Origin of the sequence: Dactylosporangium sp. NPDC006015 (assembly GCF_040614215.1) — a bacterium.
In the GTDB taxonomy this organism is placed as follows: Bacteria; Actinomycetota; Actinomycetes; order Mycobacteriales; family Micromonosporaceae; genus Dactylosporangium; species Dactylosporangium maewongense.
The window spans coordinates 1-17,099 of the sequence record NZ_JBEXUD010000063.1; the positions used below are offsets into that span (position 1 = coordinate 1).

Below are 17,099 nucleotides of genomic sequence, written 5' to 3' on the forward strand. Positions count from 1 at the left end.
AGTCCTGCCGCCACGAGCTACTCGACCGCACCCCGATCTGGAACGAACGCCACCTACGCCACGCTCCGCACCAGTACGAGCAGTACTACAACACCCACCGAGCCCACCAAGCCATGACGCAAGCCGCACCCCTACGAACTGTCCCCACGCCGATCACGGATCGACGACGAATCACTCACCTCGACATACGCCGACGAGACCGCCTCGACGGTGTCCTTCACGAGTATCAACATGCGGCTTGAGCTGCACGGACGAGGCTTTCGGCAGGCGCACTGTCCCCTGCCCCGGCGGGACTCCGACCTACCCGCTGACGTCTGTCGTGCCGGCGAAGGGCAACGCCACTGCAGGCAACGACTGCAACGAGGTCCGACGACGGCAACCTATTCTCCGCCTGCGTCGGTTCCAAGAAAGTCACGGAGTCGCCCGTCCTCGTCTATGCAGTCGAGGAGGTCGGTATGGGGGACATCGTCTTCACCATACCGGTACCGTCGCGTGAGAAGATCTCTCATGGCCTCTTCGCCGGCCTTCTCCTGCCGTCCTTGAAGTTTCCATCGCTGTGCCACCGCGTGAGCCTGGATCAAGATGTGAGTGGAGAGTGCGTCATCGGAGAAGACCTCCAGCGGGATCTCGGGCGAATCCGCGGTCTCGGGTTCCCTAGCGAGCCGCATCGCCTCTGCTCGATCACCAACACCTGGCCCGATGCCAGCTTGCAACATACGCCAGTTCCACGCCGCATTGCCTAAGGCAACCAAGATCTGCCAGTCCAGCCAACCCGCCTCGCGCAACCGGACGACGGCCGCGAGTCGGCTTTCATCTGCGAGCAGCCGAGGCAGGGTATACCGCAACGTTTCATTAACGACTTCGTATCGCTCGCGGATTGCTTGAATTGCCTCGCTGCGGTCGTAGCCTGCACCAATTCGGGTCGATTCAACCAATGACGGCGACGCTGCCGGCCTGAATCCAGCCGAGGACGCCGGCCGAATTCCCGCGGCGCACCTTGCATAGTGCCGGTCGTCCAGAATTCCGGCCGCCTCTTCGTACGGCCGCCCGATAACGATCTTATGCGGGAGTCCCGCCTTGAACATTGGCTCCATGAGCGCCTCAAGGTCCGCTGCAGGCCGGGCATGGACGGCGTGGAGCAGTTGGAAGCATGTCGCAAACAGGCCACGTTGACGTGCATCGCCGTCAAGATGCTCCGGGGACAGCACCACCCTGGCAATGAGCTCAGGCTCGGAATCGTCGATATCGACTTCGTTGGTCTCACCGTCAGCATCTGCCTCCACCTCGACGGTTACTCGAACGGTGCTCGCCATAAGGACTGGATGGCGGGGCGCGATATCAGCGAGGAATACCTGCAATGCCGCCACGATACCTTCTGCGGCAAGAACAGTGGCTCGGTCATTGCTGTAATTGAAGACCCAACGCACACCGAGCGCTTCGAAGTCGACGATGCGAGTCGCGCCGACATCACCAAACACCGGCCCTGCGAATTGCTCGAATGCCGCCTGCTGATACTCCACCTCAGTCAACTTGAAGTCGGCGCCTGATCCCGCCATGGCCGCCAATTGATCGAACCAGCCTGTTCGAGAGTGCGCCTCGGCAATGAGGGGTTCGAGCGTGGGCCAGAACTTCCGAACGGCAGCCAGCTCCAGAGCAGCGTTCATCTGGTGATCTTCCAGATCAGGGTGCTGCTCGAAGTCGAACGGGTCGGTCAAGTACCTGGCGCGGGCCATCAGCGCGACCTCTGTCAGCCCGGCGGCATCGGCCCAGCAACCCGCATGCTGTGAGTATCCCGCTGCCTCCAACAGCGCCTTCGGCAGGTGAACCTTCACCTCCGAATCGCTGTGCACCGCTGCAACGGCGGCAGCGGCGCACGCGTACATCTTTGCCGCATACATCAGCTTCAAGTCCGCAAACAGCTTGCCGATGTACCGCATCGTCAGTAGGGCGCCGTACAGCGTGTCGCCGTTGAACCAGTTCACCTTCGCGTTGTGGAGTTCGAGCAGGGCTTCCAGCGGCTTTCCGGCCTTCACGAACGCCATACCCCGTTTGCGGCAGCGCTCGGCCGTTGCAGCTTGCCCCTGAGTCTTGGACGTTGCCGCGTCAAGCTCATCGCGAACGTCCACATAGGACGGATGGTCTGACAAGACCGGCGCGAACAGATTGAACACCCGCGCCAGCTGACTCGCCGAGTACGCGCGCGCATGCGGCAACAAGTCGACCAGTACCACCAGGTTCTTCATCGCCGCGTCGACGTTCACCAAGCCGCGTCCGGCCAGCGACGACATGTCTACATCGAACTCATCGAGCTTCACCCCGACGTACTCGGCTACGTCCACCTGCTCCGGCCGACCGCGTTCTCGCTCTGCCTGTCGCCAGTCCGGCACCAAGTGAAGGAACGCGAGGGTGCCGGTCAGCGACGCCGCCCGTACCGGATGAGTTGAGGAGTCCGTCTCGTCAATCAGGCCTTCGACGTGCATCCGCAGTTGCGCCACGGCCTCCGTGATCTCTGCGGCCTCAGTACGCCCCACACCACTCGACCACATCGCGCCCCAGTAGGAGGCCAACGTCGCGGCGTCGTCGACGACGTTCGTGTGGTCGTTCGTACACGCGAACTTCATGGCCCGGCGCACCAGATCCTCTACACCGGTCGCCACCCCCATGCCCCTGAACCGTGCCACGGCCATCTCGTAGCAGGCTCGGAACGCCAGCTCGGAGTCCCCATTGCCGTCCGAATCAGCCAGGAACGCGCCCATGAAGTCCAGCCACTCAGGTAGGTCCGCGTTCGCGTCCGCGTCCCACGTGGCGAATCGCAGACCCTGGGTAACCTCGCCTTGGGTCGCTGGGGTCAGGGCCGGCGGTCCGTTGTTCTGGCGCAGCCTTTCCAACAGCTTGCCGTACCACTCCGGAGCTGGCTCGCCCTCCGGCGGCGGCACCAACGACGAGGGCAAGTCCAGGTAATGTCTCGCGACCCACACCAAGTCCGGCTCGGCGAGGAAGGTTGCGATGTCAGCTCCACAAAAGATGTCGAGCGTCACTCCGTAGGTGTCACGCGCCGTCTTCTTCAGGTCGTGAGTGATGCCTTCCGAGATCGCATGGACGCTGAAGAACGCAACGTGATCGACAGGGTCCGTACCCTCGGCGCAGATGCCCGCCAGGTCATCGAGGATCTTGCTCTTCAGCTTCTCCTGCTGCACGGTGCACGCGACCACCACAGGCGAGGTTGAGGCGGATGCCGAGAAGCCCGCAGAATGCGGCAGCTCATCTGGAATGCGGGTCATGTAGGTCTCGGCGTCCCGCTGCTGGTCACCGCCGGAGCTGACCGGGCCTGTTGCGATCAAGATGTTCGAGCTGATGCGCTTGCGGGCGATTCGAGTCGCGATCTCCTCGAACCGATGGTGCTCGTTCCTCGATGCGAGCTCGCTCAGCCGGAACTGGATGTACGCCTCAGCCTCAGCGATGGGTTCAGCCACGACATCATCTTGCCGTCTCCGCCTGCCCGGCGGCCGCAACCACACGCCGTCCACCGGCGTCGCGTCTCCGCGATCAAGACGTATGTGGTCCGGTGCTCCGTTGCTGGCCATATGGTCGAGGATGCGCACCCACACAGACCCTGAAGCTTCCTAGGACAATGGGTTCCTGGGCATTGCCCTTGCCGAAAATCCCATCCGTCCTGGTGGGGCAGTGGTCGGAGACGTTGACCCGGTTGCTGGACGCTGGGGTTCGGCGTTGCCTGCGATCGATGCGGCATGGTGGTCTGCCGTGCTGCTGCGACTGGCGTGCTTGGCTGTGACGAACACGTTTGTGGTGCTGCGGCTGCTGCCGATGAGCAATCGGGACGAGGATGTGGAAATCCTTGCCCTGCGCCATCAGATCAGGGTGCTGGAACGCCAGCTGGGCAAGGAGAAAAGTGCGGTTCGACGCGAACGCCCGCCTCCGCTCCGCTCACTACCCGCACCGATCACCGATCCAAACAAGATCACCCGCCTCGACATCCGAAGACGCGATCGCCTCGGCGGCATCCTCCACGAGTATCAACATTCCGCCTGACCTGCGCGGATGAGGTTTTCGGCAAGGGCAGAGCCGGCTGGGTGACGTTGTCCGGCCGCAGTGGCTGGCCGGTGCGACCGGTGAACATCAAGTCAGAACAGCGTCCTGGTGAGGGCAGACCTCGTCCACGCCGCCGGCGCCGGGGATTGAGACGATCGATCTATGGTCGGGCGGCTCAGAACCAGTTGGGTGGGCGGTGGTTCACGTCGCGGCCGACATCCGGATTTGCGCATCGCGGCGTTGCTTCCCGGGCCACCAAGGTCGCGCAGTAGCACGGGCTCGGCGATGACAGCGAGAAAAGCGGCTCCACCGGCGTATCCCGACCGCGGGCCCGTTCACCCGTCACCCGTAGACCCGGGCAAGCCGGCTACGGACGGCCGGGGAAATGCCGCCGTCGTAGCCGCTCGAACAACTATCGTGACCGGGCATTCGCTCACCGTAGAAAGGCACTTCAGTGGCTGTGACCGTCGGCGACCCGGACGACCATGACGACGATCGGGAGATCCCGGCCGAGTACATGCCGACAGCGATGGCCGGAGCTCAGGCGCTCCTCGATCATCTCCAGCGCATGGACGAGATCCACGCCGCGTTCGCCGCGAACGTGCTCTCCCCAGACGCTCTCAAGCCGGTCACGGCCGCAATGGCGGCCCTGCCCGATGCGAACAAGATGGCCAGCACTCTCGGAGCTGGACTCCTGTCCCTCGCGAACGTTTCCAAGATGATCACCGACTCGCTGGCCAACCTTGACTGGGCCAAGACGCTCAGCGATAGGCTGGTGCAGCTCGGCGCGTTCTCCGACACCTTCGTCCGCGCGGTCATCGCACAGTCCGACAACTGGCGCGGCTGGCCGGCCGACCGGCCGATCGTCGACGTGATCGAAGAACTCGCCCAGGCAGGCTATCCGGTTTGCTGGGTACCCCGGCACGAAGTGATCCTGGCGCTTTATGACGCTGACCCGACCAAGCGGCCGACCGTCCTCGTCGAACACCAGATCTCGATCTTGAACGACTGCATGCCCGTGCTGGATGAGGTCACCGATCCGACACTGACCGGCCTGCGCGACGCGCTCTATCGGGCGAACGCCGCGTTCCTCAGCGGTCACATCTGGGCGGCGCAGTCCCTGGCCGCAGGCATCATCGACACCGCGCTGAGGGCCGCGTTCAGCCACCTGGAGAAGTTCACCTACGGCAAGGCGGTTACCGAGGTCAAGAAGACCACCGACGCGTCGATCGCCGACTACCGCCAGGCCGCCACCTACTGGCCGCTTGTCAAGGCCCTCACCTCGTTCTGGCCGGGCGACCCGATCCCGATGACGTTCAACCGGCACGCCAGCGCGCACGCCGTTAGTAGCGCCCAGTACAACGACGCCAACGCCATCGTCGCGATCATGCTGGCCACCTCGATGCTTCGCGAACTACAGCAAAACCTCACCGACGCCGGCGAAGCTGAGCAGCTCGTGGCCTGACAAACGCAACGGTGCGAAGGGTTCGACCACGTGGAATCCCGGGCTCCCTGACCGCCCGGGTCCAACGCCGGAACCGCAACCGGGCGTGCCAGCCGGCCAGGACCGCCCGGACTGGACGCCGTCGGATCAAGAACTTCACCGTTCAAGCCTGCCCGACCAAGACACCGCTCAACGCAACGGACCCGCGGTGACGATTGTCGATCCGTGTGAGGATGCCACACCTGGCTGGCTCTTTGCAGTGCAGCTTCAGGAGGACGGTGGCCCGGCCAGCTCCACGATGTCCAAGTCCTTGAGACACCCATACAGGGTGGAGCGATGGACGGCGGCGGCCGCGGCCGCGGAGCGCTCGGAGTATTCGTCCACGCTGAGCGAACCTGCCCCGAGCGCCTTGGCGAGCAGGTCGGCGGTGAGTTCCCTGTCCTGGTTCGTCGCCCGGAGCTCGCTTTTGCGAAACCCGTCGACGGTGCGCATTGTGTCCGCGGCGAAGGCCCGCCGCTGGGACTTCCGATCGGCGGCCCGGTCCGCGGCGTTCTGTTTTCTGCCCTCCCGCACCAGGAGGGCCACGAAAATCACCGGAATCAGCAGGACGAGGAAGACCCAGTAGCCGTAGGACTCCCATCCGGCGCATACCAGCAGCCCGACCATGACGATCGCCGCTCCCAGGCAGCCGACCGACGCGTCGGGCTGCCTGCTCACGTCCGCCGCCGCTGCGCTGAACCGTTCATATAGCGTCATGCTGCCCTGGCACCGCCGGCGGCTCAATGGGTTGTCCGGACGACCTCCGACAGGCCGGTCGGTCGGCGGGGCATAGAGAACCGGAGCCGTGTTGCAGGGAACGACGGCGCGTCGTACCGGCTGGACGGTTCGCGACTGATGCGCGGGTCCGTCGACGTGACGCACGCGGGAGTACGGATCGGTAATGGCCGGGTCGCCAGTACGAGCCCGACGGCGAGATCGGCACCCCTCAGCGGGTCGCGGGCGGCCCCGACGAGTCCGCGATCGAGCCGCGCTGAGGCCTCGGCAGGGGCTGCAGTGGTTGGCCGGTGCGACCGGTGAAACATCTACCGCGAACGGAACGCTAACGGATGGCACTCCGCGACACTGACAGCACTTGATTGTGCGTCAAGTGCGACGTGCCCAAAAGGTACGAACCTGGCGTCAGCTAGAGCATTATGCCCGGCTTTGGCCGAATTATTGTTAGCGCTTCTGTTAGCGCGCGCTAACGGGAACTGTCCAATGTGTACATCATGAGCTCGAATATTCCCAGCTCACACTGTCGGGACGGCGGGATTCGAACCCACGACCCCTTGACCCCCAGTCAAGTGCGCTACCAAGCTGCGCTACGTCCCGTGCAACCGGACTCGTCCGGAGCAGCCGCTACAGACTAGCGCATAGGGTTACCGCCGCGCGCAGGAGTATCCCCTGTCCCAACTACGGTGGGGGGATGCGGCTGGATCTGGTGACGGTGGTGGTGGAGGAGTACGACCCGGCGATCGTCTTCTTCACCGAGGTGCTGGGGTTTGAACTGGTGGAGGACTCGCCGGCGACGACGACCGACGGGGCGGCGAAGCGGTGGGTCGTGGTGCGGCCGCCGGGTGGGGGGACGGGGTTGCTGCTCGCGCGGGCAGACGGGGAGCGGCAGCGGGAGGCGGTCGGGGACCAGGTGAAGGGAAGGGTGGGGTTCTTCCTGCGGGTGGACGACTTCCGGGCGACGTTCGAGCGGCTGGAGGCGGCCGGGGTCACGATCGTGCGGCCGCCGCGGGACGAGGTGTACGGGCAGGTCGCGGTCTTCGAGGACGTCGCCGGCAATCTGTGGGATCTGCTGGGGCCGCCGGCGGCGGGGGAAGTGCAGTGACGTAGCGCACACAACCGGTCGGCAACGGAAAGGCCGCTGAAGCGCAGCCGGGTGCGGTGAACCTGATGGTCTCAACCCGTTGCAGGAGGTTCCCGATGAACACGGCCATCGCGTCCGAAGCGCAGACCGCCCGGATTCTCGTCGTCGACGACGACCCGGATCTGCGGGGCATGGTGGCGTACAAGCTGGTGAAGGCGGGCTTCGAGGTCATCGAGACCGACAACGGGCTGGCCGCGGTTGACGCCGCGGTCGCCTGCCTGCCCAACCTGGTGATCCTCGACATCATGATGCCGGGGCAGGACGGGCTCACCGCGTGCGAGCAGCTGCAGGCGGACCCGGAGACGGCACAGATCCCGGTGATGCTGCTGTCCGCGCTGTCGCAGCCAGACGTCGTACGCAGCGGCGTGATGGCGGGGGCGGTGCACCACATGGTCAAACCGTTCAGCCCGGAGGCACTGCTGCGCAGCGTGCAGTCGCTGCTGCGGGTGCACCCGACGCCGGTGGACCCCAACACGGGCCACGATCTGGGCCGCAGCTATCAGTGGTGACCGAACGTGTCTGTCGTAAAAGCGCAGTCAACGTATCGACAGCGTGATCACGTGCTCTCTTCAAGTAACCACACTTGGAGGGCACCATGGGATACCTCACCCCACCGGTGGACGCTCCGCAGCGTCCCGGCAAACCGCAGGATCAGGCCGACGAGAACCTGAAGGCCAGGATCCTCTACCTGCGCTCCTTCCTGCTGATGCGCACCCTGATCGGCGTCATGGGCATTCTGCTGCCGGTGACGCTCCTGCTCGGCGACGGCTTCCTGTTCGAGGGAGGGAAGCCGCGGGGGTCGCTGAGCGCGTACTACTACTCCGGCATGCGCGACATCTTCGTCAGCTGCCTGTGCGTGACCGCGTTCTTCCTGATCTTCTACAAGTTCTTCGAGCGGAACCTGGAGAACACGCTCAGCATCGTCGCCGGCGTGACGGCGGTGGGTGTGGCGCTGTTCCCGACGGGGCGGCCGGGCGGCGGGACGGTGCCGCTGTCGCCGTTGCAGGAGAAGCTCGGCGAGCAGACGGTGCAGAGCGTGCACTACGTGTGCGCGGCGACGTTCATCCTCTGCCTGGGCGTGATCAGCTACTTCTTCGGCCGCCGCGAGGGTGCCAGGTCGCAGCACCGCGACGGGCACCTGGCGCGGTTCTCCCCCGCGTTCTGGCGGTCGTTCCACTACGCGTGCGCGGCGGGGATCGCCCTTGCCGTGGTGTACATCGCGGTGACCCAGGTGTTCCACACGCTCGACGCGTACAGCCTGATCATCGGCGAGACGGCCTCGGTCCTGTGCTTCGGCGCGTCGTGGCTGGCGAAGGGCCTGGAGCTGGACGTCCTGACCAGCGCGTCGGCGGCCCAGGACCAGATCGAGGCGGGCACGACCGAGGAAACGGCAGCAGCCTAGGTGCGTAACGGTGCGCCGCTCAGCTGAGCGGCGCACCTGTCGAAGTCGCGGGCATGGGACTCATGATCTTCGCCGGGCTGGTCGTCGTGGCGGTGGCCGCCGAAGCGTTGCTACCGCGGCGGGAGCCGGCGAGAGCTACTTCTTCCCGCGCGGGCTGTTCTTCTTGCGGGGCTTCACGCTGATGTGGATCGGGGTGCCGAGGAAGTCGAACTCCTCGCGCAGCTTGCGCTCCACGAACCGGACGTAGCCGGGGTCGAGCGCGCCCGTGGTGAAGAGCACGAACTTCGGCGGCGACACGCCGGCCTGGGTGGCGAAGAGCACGCGCGGGGCGCGCCCGCCGCGGATCGGGTGCGGGGTCTGCTGCACGAGCGCCGTGAGCCACTGGTTGAGCTGCCCCGTGGGCACGCGACGCTCCCAGTTCTCCAGGGCGGTGCGCAGCGCGGGCGCGAGCTTGTCGACGGCGCGGCCGGTGAGCGCCGAGACGTTGTGCCTGATCGCCCACGGCACGCGGCGCAGCTCCCGCTCGATCTCCTTGCCGAGCTGGTGGCGCCGGTCCTCGTCGACGAGGTCCCACTTGTTGAAGGCGATGACGAGCGCCCGGCCGGACTCGATGACCATGGTGATGATCCGCTGGTCCTGCTCGGAGATGACCTCGCTCGCGTCGAGGAGCACGATCGCGACCTCGGCCGCCTCGATCGCCGCGTTTGTGCGCAGCGAGGCGTAGTACTCGGTGCCGCTGGCGTGCGCGACCCGCTTGCGCAGGCCGGCGGTGTCGACGAGGTGCCAGGTCTCGCCGCCGAAGTCGACGAGGCTGTCGACCGGGTCGACGGTGGTGCCGGCGACGGAGTCGACGACCGCCCGCTCCTCCTTGGCCAGCTTGTTGAGCAGGCTGGACTTGCCGACGTTGGGCCGGCCGACGAGCGCGATGCGGCGCGGCCCGGCCTCGCGGGGCGGGACGACACGAGCGGCCGGCAGCGCCTCGAGGATCTTGTCGAGCAGGTCGCCGGAGCCGCGGCCGTGCAGGGCCGAGACGGGGAACGGCTCGCCGAGGCCGAGGCCCCAGAGGCTGGAGATCTCGCCCTCGATGCGCGCGTTGTCGACCTTGTTGGCGACGAGGATCACGGGCCGGCCGCTGCGGCGCAGCATCCTGACCGCGGCCTCGTCGTCGGAGGTCGGCGGGATCGTGGCGTCGACCACGAACAGCACCACGTCGGCGGTCTGGGTGGCGATCTCGGCCTGGGTGGCGATGGCCTTGGCCCGCTCCTTGGCGTCGGGCAGCCAGCCGCCGGTGTCCACGACGGTGAAGTGCCGCCCGGTCCACTCGGCGTCATAGGCGACCCGGTCGCGGGTGACGCCGGCGACATCCTCGACGACCGCCTGACGGCGGCCCAGGATCCGGTTGACGAGGGTCGACTTGCCGACGTTGGGTCGGCCGACGACGGCGACGATCGGCACACTCAGCTCGACGTCATCGACAACGTCGACGTCGACCTCGGCACCTGCGGATGCCTCAGCGCTCACGGGGGTCCTTTGCTCAACGGCCGGGGGGCCGGCGCTCGCCTATGCGGTGACCTTGTCCAGCATCCGCTGGAGTCGCTCGACCACCTCGTCGATGCCGAGCGCGGTGGTGTCGAGCACAACGGCGTCGTCGGCTTGGCGAAGCGGATCGGCGGCGCGCGTCGAGTCAAGTCTGTCACGACGGGCCAGGTCGGCTGCGGTCGCGGCCTGGTTGGTCGCATTCTCGGTGCTCCGGCGCCTGGCCCGCTCGTCCGCGGAGGCGGTGAGGTAGACCTTCAGGTCGGCGCCGGGGGCGACGACGGTGCCGATGTCGCGGCCCTCGACCACGATCCGGCCCGCCTCGGCGATGATGTCCCGCTGGAGCGCGACGAGCAGCGCCCGCACGGCCGGGACCGCGGACACGGCCGACACCGCCTGGGTGACCTCGGTGCCGCGGATCTCACGGTCGACACCGACGCCGTCGACGCTGATGTGCGGCTCGGCCGGGTCGGTGCCGATGCCCAGCGCCGCCGACGCCGCGACGGCGTGGATCTTCTCCGCGTCGGCGAGGTCGACGTTGTCGCGCAGCACGGCCCAGGTCACCGCCCGGTACATGGCGCCGGTGTCCAGGTAGCGGGCGTCGAGGGCCTGTGCCACCCGGCGCGAGATCGTGGACTTGCCGGACCCGGAGGGCCCGTCGACGGCAACCACCAACTGGCCGCTGTGTCCTGCCACGCCCGATCCTCCACGAAAACAATGAATCCCCGATGACACCTGCTGTTCGACAGTACTTGACCGGCCGGTGGCCCTACCTCACGGGAGCACGTCGTCGCAGGAGGATGGCACATCGCCCGGTGAGCTCGGTGAGCAGGGGGAGCACGGCGAGCAGGGCTCGCTCGCCGAGAGCAGGTGCCGCGTCACCGCCTCGTTGACCTCGATGAGGGCGTCGACGTGTTCGGGACCGAGCGCGTCGAAGAACCAGTGCCGCACGTGCTCGACGTGGCGGGGCGCGGCGGCGGTGATCGCGTCCCAGCCGGCCTCGGTGAGCACGACGAACGCGCCGCGGGGGTCGTCGGCGCACGGCTCGCGGGCGACCAGCCCGCGCGCGGTCATCCGGGTGATCTGGTGCGTGAGGCGGGTCTTCTCCCAGTCGGCGGCGACGCGGAGCTGGAAGACGCGCAGCCGCCCGCCGGGTGCCTCGGAGAGGCTGACGAGGACCGCGTAGTCGGCGCTGGACAGCCCCGTCTCCTGCTGCAGCTGGCGGGCGATGCGACCCCTGACCGCGGCGTTGACGGCGAGGAACCCGCGCCAGGCGCGCTGCTCCCGCTCGTCCAGCCAATTGGGATCCGTCACACCCGAAGTCTACGTCCATGGGTGACACATCACCGTGGGACGAGCTAGCGTGACGGTGACGCGTCACCCATGACGTCGCACGAGCAGAGAACCACGCCGCACGAGCAGAGAGTTGGACCATGACCAAGATCGGGATCATCCTCGGCAGCACCCGCCCCGGCCGGAACGGCGAGGCGGTCGCCAAGTGGGTGTACGACATCGCGAGCCGCCGCTCCGACGCGGAGTTCGAGCTGGTCGACCTGCTCGACTACAACCTGCCGCACCTCGACGAGGCGGTGCCGCCGTCCATGGGGCAGTACGCGCACGAGCACACCCGGCAGTGGGCCGCGAAGATCGCCGAGCTGGACGGCTTCGTGTTCGTGACGCCGGAGTACAACCACTCGACCAGCGGCGCGCTGAAGAACGCGATCGACTTCGTCTACTCCGAGTGGAACAACAAGGCGGCCGGGTTCGTCAGCTACGGCTCCGCCGGCGGCACCCGCGCGGTCGAGCACCTCCGGCTGATCATGGGCGAGCTGCAGATCGCGGACGTCCGGGCGCAGGTGGCGCTGTCGCTCTTCACCGACTTCGAGAACTTCTCGACGTTCAAGCCGGGCCCGCAGCACGAGGGCACGCTCGGCGTGGTGCTCGACCAGACGGTGAGCTGGACGAAGGCCCTCGAAGCGGTCCGCAAGCGGTAGCTCAGGAAGCGGCGGCCGCCCGTGCGAAGCGGGCGGCCAGGGCCGCCGTGGCCGACCGCAGCTCCGGCGGCCCGACCACCTCGACCTCGGCGTCGAACATGCCGAACCACGCGGCCAGGCCGGTCCACGACCACGACCCGGCGCTGACCCGGCACCGGTCCGGGCCCAGCTCCTCGACGACGGCCTGCCCGCGGGTCCACTCGGTGATCGCCGCCGCCGGCGCGTGCAGGATCGCCTCGCCGCGGCACGGCAGCGGGTCGTGGCCCTCGAACCGCTCCGCCACGAACGCCGCCACGTCCGCCGCCGGCAGCGGCCGGGGCGTGAACCGGGGACCGTTCGGCGTGCGCAGGGTCATGCGGTCCACCCGGTACGTGCGCCAATCCACCCGATCGAGGTCGAAGCCGATGAGGTACCACCGGCCGCCCCACGTCACCACGTGGCACGGCTCGACCCGGCGCCGGTCGCCCGTCAGACCGGCCGCGATCTCCCGTACCCCCGCGTAGTCGAAGCGCAGCACCTCCCGCGCCCGGACGGCCTGGCCGATCGCCAGCAGGACCGCCGTGTCGACCCGCGACGGCTGCCAGCCGGCCTTCGCCACCCGGGTCACCTGCAACGCGTCGACCCGCTGGCGCAGCCGGGCCGGCATCACCTGCCGCACCGTCGCCAGGGCGCGCAGCGCCGCCTCCTCGACGCCCTCGACCGACATCGTCGCCGTCTGCAGCGCCACCGCCACCGCGACGGCCTGGTCGTCGTCGAACAGCAGCGGCGGCAGCTCCGACCCGGCGTCGAGCCGGTAGCCGCCGTCCGGGCCGCGGGTCGCCTGCACCGGATAGCCGAGCTCGCGCAGCCGGTCGACGTCGCGCCGGACGGTCCGCGGGCTCACCTCGAGGCGGTCGGCGAGGGTCTGCCCCGGCCAGTCGCGGCGGGCCTGCAGCAGGGACAGCAACGCCAGGAGGCGGGCCGAGGTCTCCAACATGCGTCCAGTATCGCCCGCACTTGAGGACAGAAGCTGTCCGCATCTACCGGCAATGTCAGCGGCATGATTCAGACGAGAGCGCTGACGAAGGACTTCGTCGTCAATCGCAAGACCACGGTGCACGCGGTCCGTGGCATCAGCCTGGACATCGCGCCGGGCGAGCTCGTCGCGGTGCTCGGCCCGAACGGTGCCGGCAAGACCACGACGCTGCGGATGCTGACCACGCTCATCGCGCCGACCAGCGGCACCGCGACCGTCGCCGGGCACGACGTGGCGACGCAGGCGGCGGCGGTACGGCGGGGAATCGGCTACGTGGGGCAGGGCAACGGCGCCGGCCACATCCACCGCGTCGCCGACGAGCTGCGCACCCAGGGCCTCATCTACGGCCTGGACCGCAAGGCCGCCGCCCGGCGCACCGACGAGCTCCTGGAGGCGCTCGACCTCGCCGAGCAGCGCGACCGCAAGGTGTCGGACCTGTCCGGCGGCCAGCGACGGCGCCTCGACGTGGCGATCGGGCTGGTGCACGCGCCCCGGCTGCTGTTCCTCGACGAGCCGTCGACGGGGCTCGACCCGCAGAACCGCGCGAACCTGTGGCAGCACATCCTGCGGATGCGCGAGGAGCACGGCATGACGATCGTGCTGACCACGCACTACCTCGACGAGGCCGACACCATGGCCGAGCGGGTCGTGGTCGTCGACCACGGCGAGGTGATCGCCGACGACACGGCGTCGGCGCTGAAGGCCAAGCTGGCCGGCGACAAGCTGCTGCTGACCGGCGACCTCCCGCTCATCGCCAAGGCCGCCGGCGGGCTCGCCGGCATGCGCGACATGACCGAGATCTCGGACACGCTGACGTTCCGGGTCAACGACGGGCCCGCCGCGCTGCCCGAGCTCATCGCGGCGGTGCCGGGCGCCGTCCGTACCGCCGAGATCCAACGCCCCACGCTCGACGACGTCTTCCTGTCCCTGACCGGCCGCAACCTCCGGGAGAACGCATGACCACCCTCGCCCTGCGCGACGTCCGCATCGTCGCGGCCCGGGAGCTGCGGCCGCTGCTGCGCTCGCCGTTCTCGCTGATCTTCGGCATGATCCAGCCGCTGGTGTTCCTGGCGCTGTTCGGGCCGCTGCTCGCCGGCTCCCTGAAAGGCCAGGAAGGCGGCCTCGGCAGCGACGTGTGGCAGTGGTTCGTGCCGGCGATCCTCGTCATGACCACGCTTTTCGGCACGTCGACCGTCGGGGCGAACCTGCTCAGCGAGTTCGTCACCGGCGCGCACGAGCGCATGCTCGTCACGCCCCTCGCCCGGCACGCGCTGCTGGTCGGCCGCGCGCTCAAGGAGATGGTGCCGCTCGCCGGGCAGGCCCTGATCATCGTCGTGGTGATGCTGCCGTTCGGCTTCGAGCTGCACCCGGCCGGCGCGCTGCTCGGCCTGGCGCTGCTCGCCCTCTTCGGCGTCGGGCTCGGCTCGTTCAGCTACGCCCTGGCGGTCGCGGTCCGCCGCACCGACTGGATGTTCTGGGTCGTGCACCAGACGCTGCTGTTCCCCCTGATGATCCTCTCCGGGATGCTGCTGCCCCTGGAGACCGGGCCGGGCTGGATGCGGGCACTGGCGCAGTTCAACCCGCTGGCGCACATGGTGACCGCCGAGCGTCTGCTCTTCGCCGGTACCGTCAGCGACCGCGCCGTCTGGTGGGGCTTCGCCGCGGCGGCCGCGACCGCCCTCGCCGGGCTCACGGTCGGCATCCGCGCGATGCGCCGCTCCACCTGACGGCGGTTACTCGCCGACGGCCTTGAAGAGTGCGCCGATCTCCGCCTGGGACAGGTGTCGCGTCCTGCCCGGGCGGAGATCGCCGAGCCGGATCGGGCCGATCTGGGTGCGGATCAGCCGCTGCACCGGGTAGCCGACCGCGTCGAACATCCGCCGCACGATGTGGTTGCGCCCCTCGTGCAGCACGACCTCGACGAGCGCGACCTTCCCGTACGCGTCGACGACCCTGAACGAGTCGACCTTCGCCGGCCCGTCCTCGAGCTGCACGCCGGCCTTCAGCTCCCGGCCCATCGCCCGCGGCACCGGACCGGCGATCTCCACCTGGTAGGTCTTCGCCACCTCGTACGACGGGTGCATCAGCTTGTGGGCGAGCCCGCCGTCGTTCATCAGCAGCAGCAGGCCCTCGCTGTCGAGGTCCAGCCGCCCGACGTGGAAGACGCGGGTCGTGAGGTTGGGCACGTAGTCGGCGAGCGCCTCGCGGCCCTTCTCGTCGTCCATCGTGGACACCACGCCGCGCGGCTTGTTCAGCGCGAGGTACACCAGCCGCGTGTCGGTGATCAGGCGCGAACCGTCGACGTGGATGGCGTCCCGCGTCGCGTCGGCCTTGTCGCCGAGGGTCGCCTCCTTGCCGTTGACGGTGACGCGGCCCTCGTCGATCATCCGCTCGCAGTTCCGGCGGGACCCGAGGCCGGCCGCGGCCAGGATCTTCTGCAGCCGCTCCTCGTTGCGCGGCAGCTCGGCGTCCGGTGGCGCGTCGAACGCGGAACCCTCGAAGTCGGCTTCTGTGGACTTGTCAGCGCTGGGCATCGGCGATCTCATCAATGTCGTCGGGAAGGAACGGGGCGAGCGGCGGCAGCTGGTCGACGCTGTCCAGGCCGAGTTTCTCCAGGAACAGCGACGTCGTCCGGTACAGGAACGCCCCGCTTTCGGGCTCACTGCCGGTCTCCTCGATCAGACCCCGCGTCACCAGCGTACGGACAACGCCGTCGCAGTTCACACCGCGGATGGCCGAGATACGCGACCTGGTGACAGGCTGCTTGTAGGCGACCACGGCGAGTGTCTCCAGGGCGGCCTGGGTGAGCCGGATCTGCTGCCCGTCGAGCACGAACTTCTCCACGTAGGGCGCGAACTCCGCCCGCGTGTACAACCGCCACCCACCCGCGACGCGCCGCAGGTCGAAGCCGAGGCCGAGCTGGGTGTACTGCCGGGCGATGTCCTCCAGGACCCCGCGGATCCGGTCGACGGGCTGGTCGAGCACCTGCGCGAGGGTGATCTCGGTGGCGGGCTCGTCGACGATGAGGAGGATCGCCTCGACCGCGCCGCGCAGCTCGCTCTCCGACATGACCGGCACCGGCTCCGGCTCGGGTTCCGGTTTCGGCTCTGGTACGGCGGCAGCGGGCACCTCGAACAGGGCACCGCTGTCGACCGCGGGCTCGTCGGCTTCCCCGGCGGGCGCGTCCTCGGCTGCGGCCTCGACCACCTCCTCGGCGGCGGCCTCCTCAACGACCGCGACCTCAGGCTCAGCGACAGGCGCTTCCTCGGCAGCCGGCTCCTCGACGAGGGACTCGATCACCTCCTCGGGAGCGGCCTCCTCGACGACCGCGACTTCAGGCTCGGCGACAGGCGCTTCCTCCGCGGGCGGCTCTTCGACGACCTCGGGCTCGGGCTCGGCGGCGGCCTCCTCGACCGGCGCTTCGCCGGACACTGCGTCCCCGACGGCGGGCTCCTCCGCGACCTCTACGGCGGCAGGCTCCTCCGCGACCTCTACGGCGGCGGGCTCCTCCGTGGCCTCCACGGCGGCAGGCTCCTCCGCGACCTCTTCGGCGGCGGGCTTTTCAGCGACCCCTTCGGCGGCGGGCTCCTCGGCGGGCAGTTGCTCGGCGGGGGGCTGGGGGCGAGCCCAGGGCGGGACCCAGTTCGCTGCCTGGTCGGCGAGCGACCTCGACTGGTCGTCCTGGCTCACTGGTCCACCTCGCTGTCCACTGCTTCCGCATCATCCGCCGCTGGTTCGTCCGC

General features: G+C 68.3%; 16 protein-coding genes and 1 tRNA gene. 8 read left to right on the top strand and 9 right to left on the bottom strand.

Translation table 11 applies throughout. The features are described 5' to 3' along the window. Positions 1-380 precede the first annotated feature (380 nt). On the bottom strand, positions 381-3,602 hold the full coding sequence (locus ABZ321_RS52595) for a hypothetical protein (RefSeq protein WP_354903950.1): 3,222 nt from the start codon (positions 3,600-3,602) through the stop codon (positions 381-383). A 160-nt stretch (positions 3,603-3,762) separates the two neighbouring features. On the opposite strand from ABZ321_RS52595, the gene ABZ321_RS52600 reads away from it, so the two are divergent. Both ABZ321_RS52600 and ABZ321_RS52605 read left to right on the top strand, forming a co-directional pair. Continuing rightward, on the top strand, positions 3,763-4,050 hold the full coding sequence (locus tag ABZ321_RS52600) for a hypothetical protein (RefSeq protein ID WP_354903952.1): 288 nt from the start codon (positions 3,763-3,765) through the stop codon (positions 4,048-4,050). A gap of 454 nt (positions 4,051-4,504) precedes the next feature. Then, entirely contained in the window at positions 4,505-5,515 is a 1,011-nt protein-coding gene (locus tag ABZ321_RS52605; protein ID WP_354903954.1) for a hypothetical protein, read from the top strand. 246 nt (positions 5,516-5,761) lie between these two features. Here the strand turns inward: ABZ321_RS52605 and ABZ321_RS52610 are convergent, their stop codons facing one another. Together ABZ321_RS52610 and ABZ321_RS52615 are read right to left on the bottom strand one after the other, a co-directional pair. Beyond that, on the bottom strand, positions 5,762-6,415 hold the full coding sequence (locus ABZ321_RS52610; protein ID WP_354903956.1) for a DUF1707 domain-containing protein: 654 nt from the start codon (positions 6,413-6,415) through the stop codon (positions 5,762-5,764). A gap of 376 nt (positions 6,416-6,791) precedes the next feature. Next, positions 6,792-6,865, bottom strand: a tRNA-Pro gene (locus ABZ321_RS52615). A gap of 94 nt (positions 6,866-6,959) precedes the next feature. On the opposite strand from ABZ321_RS52615, the gene ABZ321_RS52620 reads away from it, so the two are divergent. The 3 genes from ABZ321_RS52620 to ABZ321_RS52630 all read left to right on the top strand — a co-directional run bounded on the left by ABZ321_RS52620 (position 6,960) and on the right by ABZ321_RS52630 (position 8,811). Beyond that, on the top strand, positions 6,960-7,370 hold the full coding sequence (locus ABZ321_RS52620) for a VOC family protein (RefSeq protein WP_354903958.1): 411 nt from the start codon (positions 6,960-6,962) through the stop codon (positions 7,368-7,370). Between the two features lie 95 nt (positions 7,371-7,465). Further along, positions 7,466-7,918: a response regulator gene (locus tag ABZ321_RS52625; RefSeq protein ID WP_344513228.1), complete on the top strand. Its 453-nt coding sequence runs from the start codon at positions 7,466-7,468 to the stop codon at positions 7,916-7,918. Positions 7,919-8,004: 86 nt separating this feature from the next. Beyond that, positions 8,005-8,811: a hypothetical protein gene (locus tag ABZ321_RS52630; RefSeq protein WP_344513230.1), complete on the top strand. Its 807-nt coding sequence runs from the start codon at positions 8,005-8,007 to the stop codon at positions 8,809-8,811. 135 nt (positions 8,812-8,946) lie between these two features. Here ABZ321_RS52630 and der read toward each other — a convergent pair whose 3' ends face one another. From der to ABZ321_RS52645, 3 genes are all read right to left on the bottom strand, one after another. Next, positions 8,947-10,332 carry a ribosome biogenesis GTPase Der gene (gene der, locus ABZ321_RS52635; protein ID WP_354903959.1) on the bottom strand — a complete coding sequence of 462 codons (1,386 nt, stop codon included), beginning with the start codon at positions 10,330-10,332 and terminating at the stop codon, positions 8,947-8,949. A gap of 39 nt (positions 10,333-10,371) precedes the next feature. Beyond that, the gene (cmk, locus tag ABZ321_RS52640) at positions 10,372-11,043 is read right to left on the bottom strand and encodes a (d)CMP kinase (protein WP_344513233.1); all 672 of its coding nucleotides are present in this window, start codon (positions 11,041-11,043) and stop codon (positions 10,372-10,374) included. Between the two features lie 78 nt (positions 11,044-11,121). Then, positions 11,122-11,661 (bottom strand): MarR family winged helix-turn-helix transcriptional regulator, encoded by a 540-nt coding sequence (locus ABZ321_RS52645; RefSeq protein WP_344513235.1) that lies wholly within the window; start codon positions 11,659-11,661, stop codon positions 11,122-11,124. Positions 11,662-11,780: 119 nt separating this feature from the next. Here ABZ321_RS52645 and ABZ321_RS52650 point away from each other — a divergent pair, with 119 nt between their 5' ends. After that, positions 11,781-12,341, top strand: a complete 561-nt coding sequence (locus ABZ321_RS52650; RefSeq protein ID WP_344513237.1) for an NAD(P)H-dependent oxidoreductase — start codon at positions 11,781-11,783, stop codon at positions 12,339-12,341. A 1-nt stretch (position 12,342) separates the two neighbouring features. Here ABZ321_RS52650 and ABZ321_RS52655 read toward each other — a convergent pair whose 3' ends face one another. Next, the gene (locus tag ABZ321_RS52655) at positions 12,343-13,317 is read right to left on the bottom strand and encodes a WYL domain-containing protein (RefSeq protein ID WP_354903960.1); all 975 of its coding nucleotides are present in this window, start codon (positions 13,315-13,317) and stop codon (positions 12,343-12,345) included. A gap of 63 nt (positions 13,318-13,380) precedes the next feature. Here ABZ321_RS52655 and ABZ321_RS52660 point away from each other — a divergent pair, with 63 nt between their 5' ends. Together ABZ321_RS52660 and ABZ321_RS52665 are read left to right on the top strand one after the other, a co-directional pair. Then, entirely contained in the window at positions 13,381-14,316 is a 936-nt protein-coding gene (locus tag ABZ321_RS52660; protein WP_354903961.1) for an ATP-binding cassette domain-containing protein, read from the top strand. Continuing rightward, positions 14,313-15,083 carry an ABC transporter permease gene (locus tag ABZ321_RS52665; RefSeq protein WP_354903962.1) on the top strand — a complete coding sequence of 257 codons (771 nt, stop codon included), beginning with the start codon at positions 14,313-14,315 and terminating at the stop codon, positions 15,081-15,083. The genes ABZ321_RS52660 and ABZ321_RS52665 overlap by 4 nt, the downstream gene beginning before the upstream one ends. Positions 15,084-15,089: 6 nt before the next feature. Here ABZ321_RS52665 and ABZ321_RS52670 read toward each other — a convergent pair whose 3' ends face one another. Together ABZ321_RS52670 and scpB are read right to left on the bottom strand one after the other, a co-directional pair. Continuing rightward, entirely contained in the window at positions 15,090-15,890 is an 801-nt protein-coding gene (locus tag ABZ321_RS52670; protein ID WP_344513244.1) for a pseudouridine synthase, read from the bottom strand. Continuing rightward, positions 15,877-16,656, bottom strand: coding sequence for an SMC-Scp complex subunit ScpB (scpB, locus tag ABZ321_RS52675; RefSeq protein WP_354903988.1), 780 nt, complete (start codon positions 16,654-16,656; stop codon positions 15,877-15,879). The genes ABZ321_RS52670 and scpB overlap by 14 nt, the downstream gene beginning before the upstream one ends. Between the last annotated feature and the right edge of the window lie 443 nt (positions 16,657-17,099).